We start from the raw sequence: 23,566 nt of genomic DNA on the forward strand, positions 1-23,566 counted from the left end.
AGGGTGCCCCTTTTCGAACAGCTGGCGCTATTGCGCCGGACCGGCCGAAAGGTTGTGGGGAAAAAGGCGGATCCTGTCCGGCGGGCCGGTCAGCGTCGTCCGCCGGGCCCGTTGCCGGGGCCCTGGAGGAAGCCCTCCGGGAGGGAGATGGTCGGGAGCGGTTCGGCTCCGCCGTTGGTGGCGGTCCCGCCGTTGCCACCGCCGTTGCCGCCACCGCCGCCGTTGCCGCCACCGCCGCCGTCTCCGCCGCCGAAGAGGCCTCCGATGATTCCGCCGGCGTTGTTGTTGCGGCCGTCACCGCCGCCGCCGTTGCCGCCGCCGCCGTTGTTCCCGCGGTCCCGGTCCTCGTCCTCGTCCTCGTCCTTGGGATCCGGGATGCTGACGAAGTTGAAGCTGGGTGCTTCCTTGCCCGACAGGGCGCCGGTCATCGCGTCCCGCCAGATGGGGCCCGGCACCGAGCCGCCGTAGACCTTGGGATGCCAGGTACCGCCGATGCTGATGTCGACCATCTTGACCTGCTGGGTGTCGCTGCCGACCCAGACCGCGCCCGACAGGTTCGGCGTGTAACCGACGAACCAGGCGTTCTTGCGCTCGTCCGTCGTACCCGTCTTACCTGCGTTGGCGCGGTCCGTCAGACCGGCCTCCTGGCCCGTACCGGAGTCGACCACACCCTGCAGCAGGGTGTTCACCGTGTCCGCGGTCTTCTCACTCATCGCCCGCGAGCACGTCGACTTCGGTACGGCCAGTGACTTCTGCTGGTCGCCGATCTTCTGGGTGATCGACTCGATGGCGACCGGCGTGCAGTACATGCCCCGTGAGGCGAAGGCGGCGTATGCGGACGCCATCGTCAGCGGCGAGACGCCCTTGGAGCCGAGGGAGATGGCGGGCACCTCCGGAAGCTTCTCGCTGTTGCCCTGCACGACGTGCAGGGCGTCCGTCATCTTCACCAGCGGGCACAGGCCGATGTCGGCGACCATCTGCACGAAGTAGGTGTTGACCGACAGGGCCATCGCCTCCTTCAGCCGGTACGGGCCGACCTCCGACTCGTCCTCGTTGGGGACGGTTTCGCTGCTCTCGTTCATCCAGGGTTTGCCGCTGCACGTCTGCACGGGGTCGGGGTAGGGCATCTCGTACGGCGACGAGTACTCCTGGGTGGGAGGCCTCCCCTCCTCGATCGCGGCCGCCGCGACGAAGGGCTTGAACGTCGAACCGGTCGGGAAGCCGTAGTTGGAGCCGCCCATGCTGTGGTCGACCGAATAGTTGATCTCGGTCTCGTTCTTGTCGTAGCCGTACGGTTTCGACTGGCCCATGCCGAGTACCTTGCCGGTGCCGGGCTCGACCAGGGTGATTGCCGCGGCGACCGAGTCGCTCTTGTTGACGTGGCTCTCGAGCGAGTCCTGCACCGACTTCTGCGCCTGCGGGTCGAGCGTCGTACGGATGGTCAGGCCGCCCTGGTTCCAGACCTTGGCCCGGTCCTCCTTCTCCTTCCCGAAGACCGGGTCGTTCAGGAACACCTCGCGCACGTAGTCGCAGAAGAAGGCCGCGTCGTCGACCGCCGTGATGCAGCCGTTCTTCGGCTTGCTGACCTTCAGTCCGAGCGGTGTCCTCGACGCCTCGGCGGCCTCCTCCCGGGAGATGTCGCCGACCTGGGCCATCCGTGCGAGGACCACGTTGCGCCGCTCGGTCGCCTCCGTCTCGTCGTTGACCGGGTCGTACCGGCTCGGCGACTGGACGAGGCCGGCGATGAGGGCCGACTCCTGGAGGTTGAGGTCCTTGGCGGGCTTGGAGAAGTAGCGCTGGGCGGCGGCCTCCACGCCGTAGGCCTGCTGGCCGAAGTACGTGATGTTCAGGTAGTTCTCGAGGATCTTCTTCTTGCCCAGCTCCTCCTCGACCTGGATCGCGAACTTCAGCTCGCGGATCTTGCGGCCGATGGTCTGCTGGGTGGCCTGCGCGACCTTCGTCGGGTCGTCGCCCGCCTCCTCCACGAAGACGTTCTTCACGTACTGCTGTGTCAGGGTGGACGCGCCCTCGGAGACGCCGCCGGTCTGCGCGTTGCGGTTGAGCGCGCGCAGCACGCCCTTGAGGTCGACCGCGCCGTGCTCGTAGAAACGCGAGTCCTCGATCGCGACGATCGCCTTCTGCAGGTGCGGCGAGATGTCCTTGAGGTCGACCACCGTGCGGTCGCGCGAGTAGACGGTCGCGATCTTGCCGCCCGCCGCGTCGAGGATGGTGGTGCGCTGGCTCAGCGGGGGCGTCTTGAGGTTGGCGGGGAGCTCGTCGAAGCTCTCCACCGACCCCTTGGCGGCGAGGCCCAGCGCACCCACGGCGGGGATCGCGATACCGGCCAGCACGGCTCCCGACAGGACACTGACACCGAGGAACTTGGCGGCCTGCTGCGTTGGCGACAGACCACCGCCCGAGCGCTTCTTTGGCATGGGAGCAGCCTAATCCGTAGTGAGCGGCGTTCCGCAGGAGCAGGGGCCTCTCGGAGCGTTCGAGTACCAGACCGTGACATCCAGGTGCAGCCGGGCCGTCGAGGCCTCAACGGAGACCGGTGCGCGATCTGGTGCGAATGGTGGTGGCGGTCGCGTGGGCGTCGGACGGATGCCTCACGACCGCCGAACCTCGATGCCCAGCTGCAGACCGTGCGTCGCCCGGCGCTCGCGTGACCGCCACCACCCTCGTCGGCCCCGGACGGATTCCTGAAGCCTGCCTGGCCCATGAGGCCTCGGCTGGGACCTGGTGCCGTCCGGCGTCGTCAATCCCAGGACTCATCCCGAAGACTTGACGGCACAGCAACGTGAGGTGGCTACGTTCTCGTTCGCCGGACAGGCGTACAGGCCTTGGCCTAAGCTGCTCACAACTGTCACAGCACTGAGGTCACGTATCAATACGTCCGGCGACCCCGAATCGTTCCGGATCCCTCCGGCTTTTTTCGTCGGGGCGTGTTGGGTGCGTGTCCGGATCCGCCTTCCGTGTCACATGGTGTCCGTTGTGGCGCAAGTGAAACGACCCGAAACGTCGGGATTGTCGCGCATGTCGTCAGCTCACTCCCCCGGGTGATCTGCCGCTTACCCATAGTCCGTTCGGGCCATTCAAGATTGGGCCCGCTGGGGGTGTTGCGCCGTGCCCACCTTCCGTAACGTCCTCAACTGGCGGCGGTGAATATGCCGCTGCCGCCGTGGGGGAGCCTCGATTCGGGAGAGGACGGCGCCGGTATGGGCTGGGTTACCGACTGGAGTGCGCAGGCTGCCTGTCGCACTACTGATCCGGATGAACTGTTCGTTCAAGGAGCAGCGCAGAACAGGGCCAAGGCGGTGTGCACCGGATGTCCGGTACGCACGGAGTGCCTGGCCGACGCGCTCGACAACCGCGTCGAGTTCGGCGTATGGGGAGGGATGACGGAACGTGAACGCCGCGCACTGCTGCGCCGGCGGCCCACGGTGACGTCCTGGCGCCGGCTGCTGGAGACCGCGCGCACGGAGTACGAGCAGGGGACGGGCATCGTCCCCCTCGACGACGAGGTGTACGCGAACCTTGCCGCGGTGGGCTGAGGGCTCTCGGGGGACCTTGGCCTCTGCGCGGGAGCACAGCGGGCAGGATTCCGGACGAGCAGACTCCGCGCGGGGCAGGAGTCCGTGCGGGCGGCGCTCGGCGGGCGGACAGTGTTCGGCGGGCGGTCAGTGCTCGGCTGCGCGTCACGGCGGGGCCGTCGGTGCGGACCCGTGGACCCGTGGACCCGTCCGTCAGGGGGATGGGGGCGCGTCTCGGGGCAGGGGGCCCAGTGGTGTTCCGGCTGATCCGGTGACGGGGCGCGGCGCCGCCGTCAGGGCGTGCCGACGTGTGTCAGGCGCTCGCCCCGGGCAGCTCCGGCCGGTTGGCCGCGAGCCGGTCGCCGATGTCCCGCAGCCCCGCGAGGTCGTGCACGTCGCCGGGCAGCGCGGCCACTTCCGTCACCGCCACCTCGGGATGGAGCGCGGTGAAGCGGTCCCGTGTGCGCTGCTCGCGTGAGAGCAGCCGCATCCGCTCGGCGTGCAGCCTCAACAGGCCCGCGGTGAGCTGGCCGACGGACCGTTCCGCGTCCGCCTCGTCCGCCCCGCCGGCGCCGGTGTCGTCCACGGTGGCGGGGGAGCCTCCGTCGGGGACGTCGTCCTGTGCCGGGGTGCCGGGAGAGACGGGTGTGGGTGTCTTGGGCGTGTCAAGGGCCCCGGGTGCCTCCGGAGTGGGAGTGTCCGCAGCGGGATCGGCCGAACTCTCGTATGGGTCGGGTGAGTTACGAAGTCCAGCTTTCCCGTCCTCCTGATCCACAATGCGGGAGTCCTCAAGATTTTCTGCGGCGGCGAGTGCCCGCTCGGCCGACAGCCGGTCGGCGTCGCTGCCGTGCACCCGGTTGAGGACCAGGCCGGCCAGCGGCATGTCCTCGGCGGCCAGCCGTTCCACGAAGTACGCGGCCTCGCGCAGCGCGTCCCGCTCCGGGGCCGCGACCACCAGGAACGCGGTCCCGGGTGCCTGGAGCAGCTTGAACGTGGCGTCCGCGCGGGTACGGAACCCGCCGAACATGGAGTCCATCGCCGCCACGAACGTCTGCACGTCGCCCAGCAGCTGGCCCCCGAGCACCTTCCCCAGGACGCCGGTCATCATGGACATCCCGACGTTCAGGAACTTCATCCCCGCCCGGCCGCCGACCTTCGCCGGGGTCAGCAGTACGCGGATGAGCTTGCCGTCGAGGAAGGAACCGAGCCGCTTCGGCGCGTCCAGGAAGTCCAGCGCGGACCGGGACGGCGGGGTGTCGACGACGATGAGGTCCCACTCGTCCCGGGCCCGCAGCTGCCCCAGCTTCTCCATCGCCATGTACTCCTGCGTGCCCGCGAAGCCCGCCGAGAGCGACTGGTAGAAGGGGTTCCGCAGAATCGCCGAGGCCCGCTCGGGGTCCGCGTGCGCCTCGACGATCTCGTCGAACGTGCGCTTCATGTCGAGCATCATCGCGTGCAGTTCGCCGCCCGCGGAGTCGTCGATGCCCTTCACCCGGCGGGGGACGTTGTCGAGCGAGTCGATGCCCATGGACTGGGCCAGTCTGCGGGCCGGGTCGATGGTGAGGACGACCACCTTGCGTCCCCGCTCGGCCGCGCGCAGACCCAGCGCCGCCGCGGTGGTCGTCTTGCCCACCCCGCCCGAACCGCAGCACACCACGATCCGGGTGCCGCGGTCCTCGATCAGCGGGTCGATGTCGAGCGAGGCCACAGAGGAGAGGTGGTGGCGGGCCGAGTCGCCCGAGTGGGCGGGACCACCCGGGTGGACCGTGTCGGCGGAGCCCCCCGAGAGGGACGGGCCGGGCGACTGCGCCGGTTCCGGACGACGACTCATGACACTCCCTGCTTCCGATGCTTCCGGTTCGGTTGCCGGTCGGTGACGGGCACGCCCGTACGGGGCGCGGCTTCGGCGGGCGGGTTCTTGCCGGTCATGACACACCCTGGGCGCGGAGTTCCTCGGCCAGCTCGTACAGGCCGGCCAGGTCCATGCCCTCCGCGAGCAGCGGCAGCTCGTGCCGGGGCAGCTCCACCTCGGCCAGCGCGGCGCGCTGCTCGGCCTCCAGCGCGTACCGCTCGGCGTACTCCTGCGCCTGCGCGAGCAGGGGGTCCACCAGCCGCTCGGCGTGGCCGCCGCGCCGTGCGCCACCGAGACCGGCGGAGGACAACGACCGCGCCACGGAGGAACGCGTGACCGTCCCCACGAGTTCCAGATCGGACGCGTCCAGCAGTTCCGGGCGCACCATGTTGACGACGACCCGCCCCACCGGCAGCCGGGCCGCCCGTAGCTCGGCGATGCCGTCCACGGTCTCCTGGACCGGCATCTCCTCCAGCAGCGTGACCAGGTGCACCGCCGTCTCCGGCGACTTCAGCACCCGCATCACGGCCTGTGCCTGATGGTGTATCGGGCCGATCCTGGCGAGGCCCGCGACCTCGTCGTTGACGTTGAGGAAGCGGGTGATGCGCCCGGTCGGCGGGGCGTCCATCACGACGTAGTCGTAGACGAACCGCCCTCTCCTGTCCTTGCGCCGTACCGCCTCGCACGCCTTGCCGGTCAGCAGGACGTCCCGTACGCCCGGCGCGATGGTGGTCGCGAAGTCGATCGCGCCGAGCTTCTTCAGGGCACGCCCGGCGCCGCCCAGCTTGTAGAACATCTGGAGGTAGTCCAGAAGCGCCCGCTCCGCGTCGATGGCGAGGGCGTGCACCTCCCCGCCCCCGGGAGCGACGGCGATCTTCCGTTCTTCGTACGGCAGCGCCTCCGTCTCGAAAACCTGTGCGATTCCCTGGCGGCCCTCGACCTCGACGAGAAGCGTCCGCTTCCCCTCCGTGGCCAGAGCCAGCGCGAGGGCCGCGGCCACCGTGGTCTTGCCGGTTCCGCCCTTGCCACTGACGACCTGAAGCCTGCTCACGCCTTTGAGCCTAATTCCTCCCCGCGCGTCCCGGTGGATCCGGGTGGGATCTCCCCGGAATGCAGCCGCTAGAGTCGCCACATGACGAAATGGGAGTACTCCACGGTTCCGCTGCTGGTCCACGCCACGAAGCAGATTCTGGACACCTGGGGCGAGGACGGCTGGGAGCTCGTACAGGTCGTTCCCGGCCCGAACAACCCCGAGCAGCTGGTGGCCTACCTGAAGCGGGAGAAGCAGGCGTGAGTGCGGTCGAGGCGAAGCTGGCCGAGCTCGGGCTGAGGCTGCCCGAGGTCGCCGCGCCGCTGGCCGCGTACCGTCCGGCCGTGCTGTCCGGCCGGTACGTCCACACCGCCGGCCAGCTGCCCATGGTGGACGGCGCGCTCTCGCTGACCGGCAAGGTCGGCGCCGAGGTCACGGCGGAGGAGGCGAAGGAACTGGCGCGCACCTGTGCGCTGAACGCCCTCGCCGCCGTGAAGTCCGTCGCCGGCGACCTGGACCGCGTCGCGCGCGTGGTGAAGGTCACCGGGTTCGTGGCCTCGGCCGCGGACTTCACGGGCCAGCCGGGCGTCCTCAACGGCGCGAGCGAGCTGCTGGTCGACGTCCTCGGCGACAAGGGCGTCCACGCCCGCAGCGCGGTGGGCGTCGCGGTACTGCCGCTGGACGCGCCCGTGGAGGTCGAGATCCAGGTGGAACTGACCGAGACGGACTGACGGAGAAGGACCGCGGACCGACGGGGGCGGCTACGGGGCGGCTTACGGGGGCGGGCGGGTGCTTCTCCCCGCTCCTCGCTGCTCCCGCTCCTCGCTGCTCCCCGCTCCTCGCTCCCCCTCGAACATCGGCCCGTCGCGGGATAGCCTCCGGCCATGGCGAATGCGCAGGCTGATGGGCGGGCCGGGGGCCAGTCGGGTGGCCGGGCGGGTGGTCGGACCGGCGGACAGTGGTATCCGCCGGAATGGCCGGAGCGTATCCGCGCGCTCGCGACCGGGACCCTCGTCCCGGTCGCACCGAAGCGCGCGGCCACCGTCATGCTCCTGAAGGACACCGGCAACGGCTACGCCGTCCACATGCTGCGCCGACGCGCCTCCATGGCCTTCGCCGGGGGCGCCTACGCCTATCCCGGCGGTGGGGTCGACCCGCGCGACGACGATCTTCACGTCCGCTGGGCGGGCCCCCCGCGCGCGTGGTGGGCGGACAGGCTCGGCGTCGGCGAAACGGCGGCCCAGGCGATCGTCTGCGCCGCGGTGCGCGAGACGTACGAGGAAGCCGGCGTGCTGCTCGCGGGCCCTGCGCCCGACTCCGTGGTCGGCGACACCACGGGCCCGGACTGGGAGGCGGACCGCGCGGCCCTCGTCGCGCGGGAGACGTCCTTCGCGGAGTTCCTCGACCGCCGGGGGCTGGTCCTGCGCTCGGACCTGCTCGGCGGGTGGACCCGGTGGATCACCCCGGAGTTCGAGCCCCGCCGCTACGACACCTGGTTCTTCGTCGCCGCCCTCCCCGAGGGACAGCGCACCCGGAACGCCTCCACGGAGGCCGACCGTACGGTGTGGATCGCCCCGGCCGAGGCGGCCGCCGCGTACGACCGGGGCGAGCTGCTGATGATGCCGCCGACCATCGCGACCCTGCGCCAGCTGACGGCGTACACGGCGGCGGCACAGGCGCTCGAGGCGGCAACCGCGCGTGACCTCACGCCGGTGCTGGCCACCGCGCGGCTGGACGAGGGCGAGGTCGTACTGTCCTGGCCGGGGCACGACGAGTTCACCCGGCACATCCCGAACGGTGGAGCCCTCGCATGACGGACGCGGCAGCCCTTCCCGGCCAACCGCGCGGAGGAGTCCTCTCCGGACCCGCCACCGCGCGGGCGGTCAACGTCCTGGCGCCGAACGCCTCGGCGATGACCCTGGACGGCACCAACACGTGGATCCTGTCGGAACCCGGCTCCGCGCGGGCGGTCGTGATCGACCCGGGTCCGCTGGACGAGGGACATCTGCGCAACGTCGTCGACACCGCCGAGCGGGCCGGCACCCGCGTCGCCCTCACCCTGCTGACGCACGGTCACCCGGACCACTCCGAGGGCGCCGCCCGTTTCGCCGAGCTGACCGGCACGAACGTACGGGCACTGGACCCGGAGCTGCGCCTGGGGGACGAGGGACTGTCCGGCGGGGACGTGGTCACCGTGGACGGCCTGGAACTGCGGATCGTCCCCGCCCCCGGCCACACCGCCGACTCGCTGGCCTTCCACCTGCCGGCCGACGGTGCGGTCCTCACCGGCGACACGGTCCTGGGGCGCGGTACGACCGTCGTGGCCCACCCCGACGGCCGCCTCGGCGACTATCTGGACACGCTGCGCCGTCTGCGCTCGCTCACGGTCGACGACGGCGTCCACACGGTCCTGCCGGGCCACGGCCCCGTACTGGAGGACGCCCAGGGCGCCGTCGAGTACTACCTGGCGCACCGCGCGCACCGCCTGGCCCAGGTGGAGACGGCCGTGGAGAACGGCCACCGCAGCCCGTCCGAGGTCGTCGCCCACGTCTACGCCGACGTGGACCGTTCCCTGTGGCCGGCCGCGGAGCTGTCGGTCCGCGCGCAGCTGGAGTACCTGCGGGAGCACGGGCTCATCTAGGGCCGGGCAGGCCCCGGGGCCCCCGGGGCCCCGGCCCTCCGGGGCTCCGGAGGGCCGGGCCGGGGTGAGGTCAGGACAGCGGGGTCAGCGGGACCGCTTCGCGAGGCGTTCGACGTCCAGGAGGATCACCGCGCGGGCCTCCAGGCGGAGCCAGCCGCGCTGGGCGAAGTCCGCCAGGGCCTTGTTGACCGTCTCGCGGGACGCGCCGACCAGCTGGGCCAGCTCCTCCTGCGTGAGGTCGTGGACGACGTGGATGCCCTCCTCGGACTGCACGCCGAAGCGGCGGGAGAGGTCCAGCAGGGCACGGGCGACCCGACCCGGAACATCGGAGAAGACGAGGTCCGACATGGCGTCGTTGGTCTTGCGCAGCCTGCGCGCGACGGCCCGCAGCAGCGCGGTGGCGACCTCGGGGCGGGCGTTCAGCCAGGGCTGGAGGTCGCCGTGGCCGAGGGCGAGCAGCTTGACCTCGGTCAGTGCCGTGGCGGTCGCGGTGCGCGGACCCGGGTCGAAGAGCGACAGCTCACCGATGAGCTCGCTGGGTCCGACGACGGCCAGCATGTTCTCGCGGCCGTCGGGGGAGGTGCGGTGGAGCTTGACCTTGCCCTCGGTGACCACGTAGAGCCGGTCTCCCGGGTCGCCCTCGTGGAACAGGGAGTCGCCCCGTGCGAGGGTCACCTCGCTCAGCGAGGCGCGAAGCTCCGCGGCCTGCTCGTCGTCGAGCGCCGCGAAGAGCGGGTTCCGCCGCAGAACGTCGTCCACGTGTTCTCTCCTTGTCGACCTGCTCAGGGGATCCTGATCCCCACGTACCAGGGGACCGAAGTGCCCATTTTGCCGGACAGTCCAAACAGTGTGATCTGTCACAAGGATGCCGCACAGGCCTGCCGGGGTAAGCGGCAGGGGTCCAATTGGGGGCCGGTCTCCAGGGGCCGGGACGGATGTCAGTGCCGAGCCGTAGGCTGGCCGGGTGTCCACATCGCCGGTGGGAGAGCCAGTGGGAGAGCACGCCCAAGGGACTGTTCGGGCGGCGGCGCACCGGGATTCCGCCGTGGGCGAACAGGGCTCGGATGGCGGCAGGGAAACGGCGAAACCGACAAAGAAGGCGCCGGTGAAGAAGAAATCGACCGCGAGTACGACCGGGAGCACGACCTCGGATCCGATGTCGGCCCCGACCCTGGACGGCAACTCGAACCCCGCCTCGGACGCGGCCTCGAGTGCGGCCTCGAGTGCGAGTGCGAGTGCGAGCCGCGCGGTCGGGGCGGATTCGGCGAAGCCGGTGAGCCCGTCGAAGCCCGCGGACGCCGGCAGGGCGGCCAAGCCGCCCAAGACGGAGTCGCGCATCGCCCTCGTCCGCCGCGCCCGGCGGATCAACCGGGAGCTCGCCGAGGTCTTCCCGTACGCCCACCCCGAGCTGGATTTCGAGAACCCCTTCCAACTCGTGGTCGCCACGGTCCTGTCGGCCCAGACCACCGACCTGCGCGTCAACCAGACGACCCCCGCCCTCTTCGCGAAATACCCCACCCCCGAGGACCTGGCCGCCGCCAACCCGGAGGAGGTGGAGGAGATCCTGCGCCCCACCGGTTTCTTCCGGGCCAAGACCAAGTCGGTGATAGGCCTTTCGAAGGCGCTGACGGAGGATTTCGGCGGCGAGGTGCCGGGCCGGCTCGAGGATCTCGTCAAGTTGCCCGGTGTGGGCCGCAAGACGGCCTTCGTCGTGCTCGGCAATGCCTTCGGCCGGCCCGGCATCACCGTGGACACGCACTTCCAGCGTCTGGTGCGGCGCTGGAAGTGGACCGAGGAGACCGACCCCGACAAGATCGAGGCGGCCGTCGGCGCACTCTTCCCGAAGAGCGGATGGACCGACCTCTCGCACCACGTGATCTGGCACGGCCGCCGCATCTGTCACGCCCGTAGACCCGCGTGCGGCGCCTGCCCCGTCGCCCCGCTCTGCCCGGCGTACGGCGAGGGCGAGACCGACCCCGACAAGGCGCGGAAGCTGCTGAAGTACGAGAAGGGCGGCTTCCCGGGCCAGCGCCTGAACCCCCCGCAGGCCTACCTGGACGCGGGCGGCCGGCCGGCCCCGCCGCTGGGTGCCGGGTGAGTCGCCTGGGCCGCCTGAACCGCATGACGGGGGCATACACGGCGGGCCTCGGTGGAACGATCCAGGGACCGGCGGGCGTTGAACGAACGGGGCAGGGGAGCGGTGGGGCGAGGGCGGCAGAGGTGGCGATGACACGGGTGACCGACCCCCGGGGCGGCCGGGTGACGCTCAATACGGAGGGCCTGCCCTCCTGGCTGGACCCCGTGGTCCGGGTCGCGGAGACGGTCGCACCGAACGAGTTGAGCCGCTTCCTGCCCCCGGCGGACGGCGCGGGCCGCCAGGCCGCCGTCCTCGTCCTGTTCGGCGACGGTGAGCGCGGCCCGGAGCTGCTGCTCATGGAGCGGTCGGCCGCGCTGCGCTCGCATGCCGGACAGCCTGCCTTCCCCGGCGGCACGCTCGACCCCGAGGACGGCGACCCGCTGGCCGACGGGCCGCTGCGGGCCGCGCTGCGCGAGGCCGAGGAGGAGACGGGGCTCGATCCCGACGGCGTCCAGCTCTTCGGAGCGCTGCCGAAGCTCTACATCCCCGTCAGCAGCTTCGTCGTCACGCCGGTCCTGGGCTGGTGGCGGACCCCCAGCCCGGTCGGTGTCGTCGATCCGAACGAGACCGCGCGCGTCTTCACCGTTCCCGTGGCGGATCTCACCAATCCGGACAACCGGACGACCACCGTCCACCCCAGTGGCCACCGGGGTCCGGCATTCCTGGTCGAATCGGCCGTCGTGTGGGGTTTCACGGCCGGGATCATCGACCGGCTGCTCCACTACACGGGGTGGGAGCGCCCCTGGGACCGGGAGAAGCAGGTCCCGCTGGACTGGCGGTCATGACAGGGTGGGCGCGGTGCCGTGCGGTACGGGGGCTCGTGACGACGGCGGTTCATGCCGTGTGCCCCCGGACTCCGGCCCGGTAAGGACGACCGGAACGACGAGGCGAGGCAAAACGCGGTGAACGTGCTGGACATCCTGTTGCTGGTCACCGCCGTGTGGTTCGCGGTCGTCGGCTACCGCCAGGGGTTCGTCGTCGGCATCCTGTCGGTGATCGGGTTCCTGGGCGGCGGTCTCGTCGCCGTCTACATCCTCCCCGTCATCTGGGACCTCATGACGGACAACGCGGAGGTCGGCACGGCCGCCGCTGTGGTCGCGGTCGTCGTCGTCATAGTCTGCGCCTCCGTCGGCCAGGCCCTGACCACGCACCTCGGCAACAAGCTGCGCCGTCACATCACATGGTCCCCGGCCCGCGCGCTCGACGCCACCGGAGGCGCCCTGGTCAACGTCGTCGCGATGCTCCTGGTCGCCTGGCTGATCGGTTCCGCCCTCGCGGGCACGACCCTTCCGACCCTCGGCAAGGAGGTCCGCCAGTCCAAGGTGCTGACCGGCGTCTCCCGGGCACTGCCCGACCGGGCCGACACCTGGTTCGCCGACTTCTCCTCCGTCCTCGCGCAGAACGGTTTCCCCCAGGTCTTCAGCCCGTTCGCGAACGAGCCGATCACCAACGTCCAGCCCCCCGACCCCGCCCTGGCCGGCAGCCCCGTGGCCGGGCGGGCGCAGCGGTCCATCGTCAAGGTCACGGGCACCGCCCCGCAGTGCGGCAAGGTCCTCGAAGGCACCGGCTTCGTGTTCTCCGAGCGCCGCGTCATGACCAACGCGCATGTCGTGGGCGGCGTCGACGAGCCGACCGTGCAGATAGGCGGCGAGGGCAGGAAGTACGACGCGACGGTCGTCCTCTACGACTGGAAACGCGACATCGCGGTCCTCGACGTCCCGGACCTGGAGGCGCCCGCGCTGCGGTTCACCACCGAGGACGCGAGCAGCGGCGACAGCGCGATCGTCGCAGGCTTCCCGGAGAACGGCGCGTACGACGTCCGGTCCGCGCGGCTGCGCGGGCGCATCACGGCCAACGGCCCGGACATCTACCACCGGGGCACCGTCCGCCGTGACGTCTACTCCCTGTACGCGACGGTCCGGCAGGGCAACTCCGGCGGCCCGCTGCTGACCCCCGAGGGCCAGGTCTACGGCGTGGTGTTCGCCAAGTCCCTCGATGACGCCGAGACGGGGTACGCGCTCACCGTGGACGAGATCCAGGAGGACATCGTCAAGGGCCGTTCCGCGACCCAGCAGGTGGACAGCGACAGCTGCGCACTCTGAGCCGCGGGAGAGCTGCCGCGGAGGGGCGTACGGCGGGGAACGCCGCGGACGGGCGTACGGCCGGGAAAACGGCCCGCGGCACGTTCGGCCGTACGCCCGTCGTCAGCCGCGAGGGTGATGGTGACGGAGCCGTACCGAGACCCAGCGGGCCCGGCGGCGGAGGATATGCGGAATCCCGACCCGGAGATCCGTACCTGCCATCTGCGGTGCACCGCCTTGCTGGTGGGATCCCCTGCCGGCCGCCGAGCGGCGGTCGCGGCCTGCGTCACTGTGGTCGTGCGTCCAGCCCATACTCCGACCCCTGCCCCCACCACATGGTCTATAACCGCCTGGAGGGGGGCCAATTGGCCTATGCGCCAGGCAAATGGCCTTTCGTAGGACAGGTGTTCAGTTCCGGTGGTCGGATCTGTGTACCGGAAGGGGGCGGAAGAGCACGGAGCAGTGCTGAGGGGTGCCGAGAAGCGCGGAGCGGAAGGGCGGGAGAGGCATCGGAAGCCGCCGCCTCGGCCGGTTGTCAGCGGTCGGGTTCCGGGTCCTTCAGCCAGTTGACCAGCTCGGAGGAGAACGCGGCCGGGTCCTCCTCGTGCGGGAAGTGCCCGAGCCCGTCGAACAGCCGCCAGCGGTAGGGCGCTTCGACGTACTCCCCGGACCCGGCGGCGTTGCGGGCACCCACCACGGGGTCGAGCGAGCCGTGCAGATGCAGCGTCGGCACCCGCACCGGCCGCTTCATCCGGCGGTTGAACTGGATGCCGTCCGGCCGGGCCAGGGACCGCACCATCCAGCGGTACGGCTCGATCGAGCAGTGCGCCGTGGAGGGGATGCACATGGCCCGTCGGTAGTGCTCCAGCGCCTTCTCCTCGGGCGGGCAGGGACCGGACCAGTCCCGGATCAGCCTGGCCACCAGCGCCCCCCCGTCGGCGGTGAGCCGCCGCTCCGGGATCCAGGGCCGCTGGAACCCCCAGATGTGCGACATGGCGGACGACTGCCGCACGTCGGCGACCATGGCCGCCCGCCAGCGCCGCGGATGCGGCATGGACGACACCGCGAGCCGCCGTACGAGCTTGGGGCGCATCGCCGCCGCCGTCCAGGCCAGGTATCCGCCCAGGTCGTGCCCGACCAGCGCGGCGTCCGGCTCGCCGAGGGAACGGATCACACCGGTGACGTCCAGCGCGAGGTTGGCCGGGTCGTAACCGCGCGGTGTGCGGTCGCTGCCGCCGACGCCCCGCAGGTCCATGGCGACCGCGCGGAACCCGGCGTCGGCGAGCGCCGTCAGCTGGTGCCGCCAGGTCCACCAGAACTGCGGGAAACCGTGCAGCAGCAGCACCAGCGGCCCGTCGCCGAGTTCGGCGATGTGGAAGCGCGCGCCGTTGGCGGCGACGTCCCGGTGGGTCACCTCGGCACCGCCCGGGATGTCGAGGCGTACGGCCGAGAGGGGTTGCGCCGAAGGAGTGGCGGGGTCCGTCATGAGGATGAGCGTGCCACAGCTTCGATCGCCTCGGGGACCCGGTCCTTGGGGAGTTCGGGACGCGGGTGCGGCTTGGCCTTCTGCAGCACGACCGCCGTCTCCTTCATCGAGGCGGCGACCTTCTGCGGACCGCGGCCCTTCTTCGCCTTCTTCGCGAAGACCACCCCGATCAGGGCCAGGAGGAGCGCGAGCAGCACGTTCGCCGCGAAGGACAGCAGGAAGCAGACGGCGAGGTTCCAGTCGCTCCAGGTGTGGATGCCGTAGGCCAGGGCGAAGCTCAGCATCGGCAGGGAGAAGAGCAGCACGAGGCCGGCCAGGGTGAACAGCCCGCCGCTCGTCGCGCCCCGCTGCACATCCCGCTTGAGCTGTGCTTTCGCCAGCGCGATCTCGTCGTGCACCAGCGCGGACATGTTCTCCGTCGCCGAGGCGAACAACTGGCCGATGCTGTGTTCGGCGCCGACCGGGCTGCCGTCGGGTGCGCTCATCGCGGTCTCCCTCTTCTTCTTTCGTCCTGGGTGCCTCTGCGTACCTCTGGGTAAGGCTCAGTCTGCCGCCCGACGGCCCTCGTCCGCCCACCACCTGCGCCCGACCGCGTGTGTCCCGTTGTGGTGGCGGCCGTGGTGAGGGCTGCGGGTGCGGCGGGGGCGGGTGCGGGCGTCCGACGGGGGCGTTCGACCGTCCTGACTTCGTACTGTCCCGTCAGATCATGCCGGACCGTCGTGGTCCTCGCCTGCCCCGCCCGGTACGTCGGCAAGCCCGTTCTGTTCCTCGGCCTTCTCCCGCGCGATCCGCCGGTGCTCGGCGGCCTTCTTCTCGCATATCTCCGCCATGCGCAGGTGGTACGCCGGGTCGTCCTCCTCGTAGATGTCCGGGACGCCGCTGAGGTCGTCGTCGCGTTCCTCGTCCTCGGTCAGCTTGCGGTACTTGGCGTTCTGGATCTTCAGCAGCACGGTCGCGAGGACTGTCGCGACCAGCGAACCGACCAGCACGGAGGCCTTGACGCTGTCCGACATCAGGGCGTCGCCCTCGAAGGCGAGCTCCCCGATGAGCAGGGAGACGGTGAACCCGATCCCGGCGAGGGCCGACACCGCCAGGATGTCCGCCCAGGCGAGGTCGTCGCTGAGCGAGGCCCTGGTGAAGCGGGTGGTCAGCCACGTGCCGCCGAAGATGCCGACCGTCTTGCCGACGACGAGGCCGAGGACCACACCGAGCGTCTCGGGCGTGGTGAACACCTCCCCGAGCGCGCCGCCGGAGACCGTGACCCCCGCGCTGAACAGGGCGAACAGCGGAACCGCGAGACCCGAGGAGATGGGCCGGACCAAGTGCTCTATGTGCTCACCGGGGGACTGCTTCTCGTCCTCGTGGCGGTGACAGCGCAGCATCAGGCCCATCGCGACACCGGCGATGGTGGCGTGGATCCCGCTGTTGTACATCAGGCCCCAGATGGCCAGGGCGAGCGGCACGTACACGTACCAGCCGCGTATGCCCTTGCGCAGCAGCAGCCAGAAGGCGGCCAGGCCCACCACGGCGCCGCCGAGCGCGAGGAAATCGAGGTCGCTGGTGAAGAAGACCGCGATGATCAGGATCGCGAAGAGGTCGTCGACGACCGCGAGGGTCAACAGGAAGGCGCGCAGCGCGCTCGGCAGGGACGTGCCGATGACGGCGAGCACGGCGAGCGCGAAGGCGATGTCGGTGGCGGTGGGAACGGCCCAGCCGGCCAGCGAACCGCCGCCGATGCCGTTGGTGAGCGCGTAGACGAGGGCCGGTACGACCATGCCGCACAGGGCGGCGACGACGGGGAGCGCGGCGGCCCGGGGATCGCGCAGATCACCGGCGACGAGTTCGCGTTTGAGTTCGATTCCGGCCACGAAGAAGAAGATCGCGAGCAGTCCGTCGGCGGCCCAGTGCGCGACGGACAGGTCCAGGCCGAGGGTCGCGGGCCCGAAGTGGAAGTCGCTGACGCTCTCGTAGCTGTCCTGCAGGGCGGGTACGTTCGCCCATATCAGCGCGGTGACCGCGGCGATGAGCAGCAGCACGCCGCCGACGGTCTCGGTGCGCAGCGCGTCCGCGACGTAGTTCCGCTCAGGCAGGGAGAGGCGGCCGAAAGCCTTGGGCGGGGTGGGTGTGGGGGTGCGGGGTGCGGGCACAGGGTGATCCTCTGGTAGGCGGGCAGCACGAATCGCGTGCCGACCAGACTTCCCGGCGCTCCATGAGACGACGTTTGCTCGGGTGGCCTGTTGTGGCCACCTTTCATGGTCACTGTAACCAACGTGCTTGGCTGCTGCACCGACAGCTTTCGGTGACGGATGTCACGGAGCAACCCGGCGCCCACGCGGCGCCGGGTTGCTCCGTGGCCCGCGGGCGGGCGGGCCGTGACCGACGGTTCCGAGAGGGAACCCGCCCTGGTGTCAGTCCTCGCTGGACGACTGGGGCAGCTTCGCCTGGATCAGGTTCATGACCGTGGCGTCGGTCAGCGTCGTCACGTCCCCGAGCTCGCGGTTCTCGGCGACGTCCCGCAGCAGGCGGCGCATGATCTTGCCGGAACGGGTCTTCGGCAGCTCGTTCACCGGCAGGATGCGCTGGGGCTTGGCGATCGGTCCCAGCGCGGAACCCACGTGCGCGCGCAGCTCGGCGACCAGGTCCTCGGTCTCGGAGGCCGTGCCGCGCAGGATGACGAAGGCGACGATGGCCTGCCCGGTCGTCTCGTCGGTCGCGCCGACCACGGCCGCCTCGGCGACCGACGGGTGGGAGACGAGCGCCGACTCCACCTCGGTGGTGGAGATGTTGTGCCCGGAGACCAGCATCACGTCGTCGACCCGGCCGAGCAGCCAGATGTCGCCGTCGTCGTCCTTCTTGGCGCCGTCACCGGCGAAGTACTTGCCCTCGAAGCGGGACCAGTACGTGTCGAGGAAGCGCTGGTCGTCGCCCCAGATGGTGCGCAGCATCGACGGCCACGGCTCGGTGAGGACCAGGTAGCCACCGCCGCCGTTCGGTACCTCGTTCGCCTCGTCGTCGACGACGGTCGCGGCGATGCCGGGCAGCGGGGTCTGGGCGGAGCCCGGCTTGGCGGCGGTCACGCCCGGCAGCGGCGAGATCATGATTCCGCCGGTCTCGGTCTGCCACCAGGTGTCCACCACGGGGGTGCGGTCCGCGCCGATGTTCTTCCGGTACCAGACCCAGGCCTCGGGGTTGATCGGCTCGCCGACGGAGCCGAGGACCCGCAGCGAGGACAGGTCGAACTTCGCGGGGATGTCGTCGCCCCACTTCATGAACGTCCGGATCGCGGTCGGCGCCGTGTAGAGGATCGTCACGCCGTACTTCTGCACGATCTCCCAGAAGCGGCCCTGGTGGGGGGTGTCGGGCGTGCCCTCGTACATGACCTGGGTCGCGCCGTTGGCGAGCGGCCCGTAGACGATGTACGAGTGCCCGGTGACCCAGCCGACGTCGGCCGTGCACCAGAACACGTCCGTCTCCGGCTTGAGGTCGAAGACCGACCAGTGGGTGTAAGCCGTCTGGGTGAGGTAGCCGCCGGAGGTGTGCAGGATGCCCTTCGGCTTACCCGTGGTGCCGGAGGTGTAGAGGATGAACAGCGGGTGCTCGGCCTCGAACGCCTCGGGGGTGTGCTCGGCGGACTGGCGCCCCACCAGGTCGTGCCACCACACGTCGCGGCCCTCGGCGAAGGCGACGTCCTGGCCGGTGCGGCGGACGACGAGGACGTGCTCGACGGTGCCGGCCTTGCCGACCGCCTCGTCCACGGCCGGCTTGAGTGCGGACGGCTTGCCGCGCCGGTAGCCGCCGTCGGCCGTGATGACGACCTTGGCGTCGGCGTCCTGGATACGGGTCGCGAGCGCGTCGGCCGAGAAGCCGCCGAAGACGACGGAGTGCGCGGCGCCGATGCGGGCGCAGGCCAGCATCGCGATCGCGGCCTCGGGGATCATCGGCAGGTAGACGGCGACCCGGTCGCCCTTTCGTACGCCCAGCTCCAGCAGGGCGTTGGCGGCCTGGGAGACCTCGTCCTTGAGCTGGGCGTAGGTGATCGCGCGGCCGTCGCCGGGCTCGCCCTCGAAGTGGATGGCGACGCGGTCGCCGTTCCCGGCCTCGACGTGGCGGTCCACGCAGTTGTAGGCGACGTTCAGCTCGCCGTCCTTGAACCACTTGGCGAACGGCGGGTTCGACCAGTCGAGGGTCTCGGTGGGCTCCTTGGTCCAGGTCAGCCGGCGGGCCTGCTCGGCCCAGAAGCCGAGCCTGTCAGCCTTGGCCTGTTCGTACGCCTCCGCGGTGACGTTGGCGTGTGCGGCCAGGTCGGCGGGGGGTGCGAACCTGCGTTCTTCCTTGAGCAGGTTGGCCAGGCTTTCGTTGCTCACGGCATCTGCCTTTCCCGGAGTGTCCGTTGTGTCCCAGGCCACAGCTCATCAGAACCAGGGGTGCGCTGACAAGGGTCGACGGCAAAGTGGTTTAGACCTTTCGAGGTCGACCGGTTGCTTCCGTGGCCAGAGGTCACCCCTACCCACGGACGCCGGTGATGTGCGGTTCAGCCTCGGCCCTGCCTCGTGTGCCTGCGGGGTCCGGTCGCCGTCCCTCACGGTGCCAGGTCCTCGGCCCGTACCCGGTCGAACACCCGCTCTCCTCCGTCCGCCTCGGTGAGGAGATATGCCTGTGCCTCACCCACGTGGAAATAAAGGCCGTGGAGCGTCAGGAGCCCGTCCTTCAGGGCGCGGGCCACCGATTCGTGGGCGCGCAGGTGCTCCAGTTGCTGGACGACGTTGGCCAGACAGAGCTGCTCGGCCGTGTCCGCCGGTGCCCGCCCGGCCAGCCGCACCCGGGGCCCGCTCGTGTCCCGCACGCGCTCCAGGCTCGGCAGCCCGTGCCGCAGCCACCGTCTCAGCGGGGTGCGGGCGCCGTCCGGCTGGGGGTCGAGCAGTGCCTGCATCGCACCGCAGCCCGAATGCCCGCACACCGCGATGGACCGCACCGCCAGCACCTCCACGGCGTACTCGAGGGCGGCTGCCACTGAATCGTCGCCGCTCCCCTGGCCGGGCGGTGGCACGAGGTTGCCGACATTGCGGACCACGAACAGGTCGCCCGGGCCGCTGGAGGTGATCATCGACGTGACCAGCCGGGAGTCGGCGCAGGCGAGGAACAGCTGCGTCGGTTGCTGCCCCTCGCGCGCCAGCCGGGCCAGCTCACCGCGCACCAGAGGAGCGGTGCTCCGCTGGAACGTACTGAGCCCGCGCACCAGGTCGGTCCCGGTCCCGGACGTCTCCGGATTGCCGACACCTGACACGGTGCCGGTGCCGGAGGCGGTGTCCAACCCCGTGCCCACGGCTGAGCCCGTGCCCGACGGGTCGTTCCCCGTACCCGACGGGTCGTTCCCCACGCCGGGCGGCTTCGGCCGCCCGCGGGGACCACTCTGCCCGCCACCAGCGTCTCCGGCGCTATGGCTGCCGTGGTCGCCCAGGTCGTCGTCCGGTGCGGAGAGCGGGGGCTCGCACTGGTGGTTGCGCCAGGCGGTCCAGGGCCGGCAGCGGCACCCGGCGCTGGACGGCACGCCGGTCTCGTCCGCCGCGGGAGAGGAGGCGAGGACCGCGGGCTCGGCGATCCGCACGCCCACTCCGGGCCGGCGCCCGGTGATCTCCACCGCCCCGCCCCGGGCGGTGTGCGTGTTCTGCCAGTCGTGCAGAGCCTCGTACGCCGCGTGGTCCATGAACGAGCCGTCCAACGCCACGACACCTGTGGCCCCCTGGGGCACGAGATGCAGGGCCCGGCTGAGCCTCGGCACCGCCAGGAACGTCAACTGTCCTCGGACATGTACGTGATGGACTCCTTCCTTCTCCTCATGCGTGATCCGGGTGCGGGTGAGACGGTGCAGGGCCACGCCCACGGCGACGGCGATCCCCAGGGCCACGCCCTCCAGGACTCCCGCGAAGACCACGCCGACGACGGTCACGGCGTAGACCAGGGCTTCACGGTGGCGGGTCACCGTGCGGATGTGGTGCAGGGACACCATCTGGATGCCGACGGCCATCACCAGGGCAGCGAGCGAGGCCAGCGGGATGAGCTCCAGGAGGGGAACCATCAGCAACGCGGCGACCACTACGAGAACGCCGTGCAGCATCGTGGAGTTCCGGCTCACGGCACCTGCGTGCACATTCGCGGAACTGCGCACGGCCACCCCGGCCACGGGCAGGCCGCCGAGGCAGCCGGAGGCGATGTTCGCGCTGCCCTGGCCGAGCAGTTCGCGGTCCAGGTCGGAGCGTGGGACTTGGCCCGGGCCGGGGCGCCGGGACACCAGTTTGTCCACGGCGACCGCGCCCAGCAGCGACTGAACGCTGCACACCAGCGTGGTGGTGAGCACGGCGGCGACGAGCCCGAGCACGGGCCCTTCGGGGAGCCCGGCCAATGCGTGGCTGCGCCAGGACGGCAGGTCGACCTCGGCCAGGACGAGTCCGGCCGCTGCGGCCGTCGCGGTGGCCCCGGTGACGGCGACGAGAGCGGCGGGGATCCTGCGCAGAAGGCGTCCGGCCTGTCCGGGCAGTCTCGGCCACAGCAGGAGCAGGGCCAGGGTGAGCACGCTCACCGCGACGGCGGCGGGGTCCACGTTCGCCAACTGGGCTGGAAGCGCCCGGAGGTTGTCGGGGACGGAGCTCTGTGGGGTGCCGCCGAGGACGATGTGTACCTGGGCGACGGCGATGGTGACGCCGATGCCGGCGAGCATGCCGTGCACGATCGCAGGGCTGACGGCGAGCGCGCCGCGCGCCACCCGCAGGCAGCCCAGGCCGATCTGGGCGAGCCCGGCGAGGACGGTGATGGCACAGGTCGTCCGCCATCCGTACTGCTGGATGAGGTCGGCGGTGACGACGGTGAGTCCGGCGGCCGGACCGCTGACCTGGAGCGGGGAGCCGCCGATCCGTCCGGCGACGATTCCGCCCACGGCGGCGGCGACCAGGCCGGCCTGGAGCGGCGCGCCGGTGGCGAGGGCGATGCCGAGCGACAGGGGCAGGGCGATCAGGAAGACCGCCACGGCGGCCGACAGGTCGGCGCCCGCGATGCGCAGGCGGCGGGGCCGGGGCGGCCGGGCCGGTGGCGGACTGTGCGGTGGATGAGCGCGTTCGGGCCGGTTCGGGTCGGCGGCGTGGGTGGGAACACAGGCTGGCATGTTTCCCGTCTCCTCCGGGGGGCTGCGCGGTCACGGAAAGGGGGTGGTGACCCGATCGACTGCAGGGGGACGCGGCCCTGGGGCACGGCGTCGGAACGAGGGGATCCCAACTATCAGTAAACGGATCGTAATCCAGAGTAAAGGGCAGGCATAGATTTTCCCGGTAAATGGGGCAATGAATCACCTTTACGGGTGAAGTGGGCATTCCATCGGCTTGTCGTACTAATTCCTTCTCGATTGCGTGCGACCTTGGCGGCTCTGTCGGCCTGGGCCGACACGGCACCAGACATCGCCCCCGCCAGGGTTGGCCCGAGAGAAGGAAGAAGGTGGGCGGACATGGCCGCCACCCGAAGGATCGCCGTGGGCACCGTGATCACCGCGGTCTGCGCCGCCTCGCTCGCCGGCTGCGGAACCGGCGCCGAGGGACCCGGAAAGGAGTCGCACGGCCCCGAGAGGGCGAAGCCGGCGCCCGCGCCGGAGAAGGTGGTCCGTCTGATCGGCGACGGCTCCACCGCGTACACCGGGGAGCAGCCGTACCTGACCGAGCCCGAGCGGCTGAAGCCCGGCGAGAAGCCCCCGCAGTTCGTCGTCTTCTCGTGGGACGGCGCGGGTGAGGACGGCCAGAAGCTCTTCTCGCACTTCCGCAAGGTCGCCAGGGAGAACGACGCGAGCATGACGTACTTCCTGAGCGGCGTGTACATGCTCCCGGAGGAGAAGCGGGACCTGTACCGCCCGCCGCAGCACTCACCGGGCCGTTCGGACATCGGCTTCAACGATGCGGAGGGCATCGCGGCCACCGTGGAGCAGCTGCGCCTCGCGTGGCTGGAGGGCAACGAGATCGGCACCCACTTCAACGGCCACTTCTGTGGTGCCGACGGCGGGGTCGGCGAATGGTCGGTGGAGGAGTGGAAGGACGAGATCGCCCAGGCCAAGGAGTTCGTGAAGTCCTGGAAGACACACACCGGCATGAAGGACGCGGCCCCCCTGCCCTTCGACTACGACAAGGAGCTCATCGGCGCCCGTACCCCCTGCCTGGAAGGTCAGGAGAACTTCACGAGGGCCGCGAGCGAACTGGGCTTCCGTTACGACACCAGTGGCGTCAACAACCAGGTGTGGCCGAAGAAGAAGCGGGGCCTGTGGGACCTGTCGCTGCAGCTCGTCCCGTTCCCCGGGCACTCCTTCGAGCAGCTCACCATGGACTACAACTTCATGGTCAACCAGTCCGGCACCACCACCCAGGGCGACCCCGCGAAGCACGAACTGTGGGGCGACCAGATGCGGGACGGCCTCATCGCGGGCTTCCAGCGGGCCTACGACGGCAACCGGGCACCTCTGGTCATCGGCAACCACTTCGAGTCCTGGAACGGCGGCACCTACATGCGCGCCGTCGAGGAGGCCGTCGAGGCGGTGTGCACCAAGCCGGAGGTGCGCTGCGTCTCCTTCCGGCAGCTCGCGGACTGGCTGGACGCCCAGGACCCGCAGACCCTGGAGAAGCTGCGCACCCTGAATGTGGGCGAGGCCCCGAAGCAGGGCTGGAAGTCCTTCCTGTCCGCCAGTCCCGCCCCGGCTCCCAAGGGCGTACCCGGGGCACCCGCCGCGGAGGGGTGAGCGGCGGTCTCCGCCGTGGCCGCGAGCGGCGGTCCGGCGTGA

The 23,566-nt window shown here is 70.8% G+C and carries 19 protein-coding genes; 9 read left to right on the forward strand and 10 right to left on the reverse strand.

Translation table 11 applies throughout. The features are described 5' to 3' along the window. Window positions 1-89 precede the first annotated feature (89 nt). Complete coding sequence (locus ORI94_RS05890; RefSeq protein ID WP_266073098.1) at window positions 90-2,435, reverse strand: transglycosylase domain-containing protein; 2,346 nt, start codon at window positions 2,433-2,435, stop codon at window positions 90-92. Window positions 2,436-3,218: 783 nt separating this feature from the next. On the opposite strand from ORI94_RS05890, the gene wblA reads away from it, so the two are divergent. Beyond that, window positions 3,219-3,554, forward strand: a complete 336-nt coding sequence (wblA, locus tag ORI94_RS05895; RefSeq protein ID WP_266073099.1) for a transcriptional regulator WblA — start codon at window positions 3,219-3,221, stop codon at window positions 3,552-3,554. A gap of 292 nt (window positions 3,555-3,846) precedes the next feature. On the opposite strand, the gene ORI94_RS05900 is transcribed toward wblA, so the two are convergent. Together ORI94_RS05900 and ORI94_RS05905 are read right to left on the reverse strand one after the other, a co-directional pair. Continuing rightward, the gene (locus ORI94_RS05900; protein WP_266073100.1) at window positions 3,847-5,364 is read right to left on the reverse strand and encodes an ArsA family ATPase; all 1,518 of its coding nucleotides are present in this window, start codon (window positions 5,362-5,364) and stop codon (window positions 3,847-3,849) included. 94 nt (window positions 5,365-5,458) lie between these two features. After that, window positions 5,459-6,436 carry an ArsA family ATPase gene (locus tag ORI94_RS05905; RefSeq protein ID WP_266073101.1) on the reverse strand — a complete coding sequence of 326 codons (978 nt, stop codon included), beginning with the start codon at window positions 6,434-6,436 and terminating at the stop codon, window positions 5,459-5,461. Window positions 6,437-6,517: 81 nt separating this feature from the next. Here ORI94_RS05905 and ORI94_RS05910 point away from each other — a divergent pair, with 81 nt between their 5' ends. The 4 genes from ORI94_RS05910 to ORI94_RS05925 all read left to right on the forward strand — a co-directional run bounded on the left by ORI94_RS05910 (window position 6,518) and on the right by ORI94_RS05925 (window position 9,056). Next, entirely contained in the window at window positions 6,518-6,679 is a 162-nt protein-coding gene (locus tag ORI94_RS05910) for a DUF4177 domain-containing protein (RefSeq protein ID WP_019355547.1), read from the forward strand. After that, window positions 6,676-7,146 (forward strand): RidA family protein, encoded by a 471-nt coding sequence (locus tag ORI94_RS05915; RefSeq protein ID WP_266073106.1) that lies wholly within the window; start codon window positions 6,676-6,678, stop codon window positions 7,144-7,146. Before ORI94_RS05910 ends, ORI94_RS05915 begins: the two co-directional genes overlap by 4 nt. 153 nt (window positions 7,147-7,299) lie before the next feature. Continuing rightward, window positions 7,300-8,229 carry an NUDIX hydrolase gene (locus tag ORI94_RS05920; protein WP_266073108.1) on the forward strand — a complete coding sequence of 310 codons (930 nt, stop codon included), beginning with the start codon at window positions 7,300-7,302 and terminating at the stop codon, window positions 8,227-8,229. After that, entirely contained in the window at window positions 8,226-9,056 is an 831-nt protein-coding gene (locus tag ORI94_RS05925) for an MBL fold metallo-hydrolase (protein WP_266073110.1), read from the forward strand. Before ORI94_RS05920 ends, ORI94_RS05925 begins: the two co-directional genes overlap by 4 nt. Window positions 9,057-9,140: 84 nt before the next feature. On the opposite strand, the gene ORI94_RS05930 is transcribed toward ORI94_RS05925, so the two are convergent. After that, window positions 9,141-9,815 carry a Crp/Fnr family transcriptional regulator gene (locus ORI94_RS05930; RefSeq protein WP_042163713.1) on the reverse strand — a complete coding sequence of 225 codons (675 nt, stop codon included), beginning with the start codon at window positions 9,813-9,815 and terminating at the stop codon, window positions 9,141-9,143. Window positions 9,816-10,212: 397 nt separating this feature from the next. On the opposite strand from ORI94_RS05930, the gene nth reads away from it, so the two are divergent. The 3 genes from nth (at window position 10,213) to ORI94_RS05945 (ending at window position 13,295) form a co-directional block, all read left to right on the forward strand. Next, a complete protein-coding gene (nth, locus tag ORI94_RS05935) occupies window positions 10,213-11,154 on the forward strand; it encodes an endonuclease III (RefSeq protein ID WP_416237782.1) in 942 nt (313 codons plus the stop codon). 128 nt (window positions 11,155-11,282) lie between these two features. Beyond that, window positions 11,283-11,978, forward strand: coding sequence for an NUDIX hydrolase (locus ORI94_RS05940; RefSeq protein WP_266073115.1), 696 nt, complete (start codon window positions 11,283-11,285; stop codon window positions 11,976-11,978). Window positions 11,979-12,095: 117 nt separating this feature from the next. Next, a complete protein-coding gene (locus ORI94_RS05945; RefSeq protein WP_266073117.1) occupies window positions 12,096-13,295 on the forward strand; it encodes a MarP family serine protease in 1,200 nt (399 codons plus the stop codon). A gap of 102 nt (window positions 13,296-13,397) precedes the next feature. Here ORI94_RS05945 and ORI94_RS05950 read toward each other — a convergent pair whose 3' ends face one another. The 6 genes from ORI94_RS05950 to ORI94_RS05975 all read right to left on the reverse strand — a co-directional run bounded on the left by ORI94_RS05950 (window position 13,398) and on the right by ORI94_RS05975 (window position 21,916). Further along, window positions 13,398-13,586: a hypothetical protein gene (locus ORI94_RS05950; protein WP_266073118.1), complete on the reverse strand. Its 189-nt coding sequence runs from the start codon at window positions 13,584-13,586 to the stop codon at window positions 13,398-13,400. A 223-nt stretch (window positions 13,587-13,809) separates the two neighbouring features. Further along, window positions 13,810-14,760, reverse strand: a complete 951-nt coding sequence (locus ORI94_RS05955; protein WP_266073120.1) for an alpha/beta fold hydrolase — start codon at window positions 14,758-14,760, stop codon at window positions 13,810-13,812. Then, window positions 14,757-15,245, reverse strand: coding sequence for a phage holin family protein (locus ORI94_RS05960; protein ID WP_266073122.1), 489 nt, complete (start codon window positions 15,243-15,245; stop codon window positions 14,757-14,759). The genes ORI94_RS05955 and ORI94_RS05960 overlap by 4 nt, the downstream gene beginning before the upstream one ends. 219 nt (window positions 15,246-15,464) lie before the next feature. Further along, window positions 15,465-16,907 carry a Na+/H+ antiporter NhaA gene (gene nhaA, locus ORI94_RS05965; RefSeq protein WP_266073124.1) on the reverse strand — a complete coding sequence of 481 codons (1,443 nt, stop codon included), beginning with the start codon at window positions 16,905-16,907 and terminating at the stop codon, window positions 15,465-15,467. Window positions 16,908-17,168: 261 nt separating this feature from the next. After that, on the reverse strand, window positions 17,169-19,124 hold the full coding sequence (gene acs / locus ORI94_RS05970) for an acetate--CoA ligase (RefSeq protein WP_266073126.1): 1,956 nt from the start codon (window positions 19,122-19,124) through the stop codon (window positions 17,169-17,171). A gap of 215 nt (window positions 19,125-19,339) precedes the next feature. After that, a complete protein-coding gene (locus ORI94_RS05975) occupies window positions 19,340-21,916 on the reverse strand; it encodes a bifunctional SulP family inorganic anion transporter/carbonic anhydrase (RefSeq protein ID WP_266073129.1) in 2,577 nt (858 codons plus the stop codon). Between the two features lie 336 nt (window positions 21,917-22,252). On the opposite strand from ORI94_RS05975, the gene ORI94_RS05980 reads away from it, so the two are divergent. After that, window positions 22,253-23,524 carry a hypothetical protein gene (locus ORI94_RS05980; RefSeq protein WP_266073131.1) on the forward strand — a complete coding sequence of 424 codons (1,272 nt, stop codon included), beginning with the start codon at window positions 22,253-22,255 and terminating at the stop codon, window positions 23,522-23,524. Window positions 23,525-23,566 lie beyond the last annotated feature (42 nt).

The sequence above is a fragment of the Streptomyces sp. NEAU-W12 genome (assembly GCF_026242095.1).
Lineage (GTDB): Bacteria > Actinomycetota > Actinomycetes > Streptomycetales > Streptomycetaceae > Streptomyces.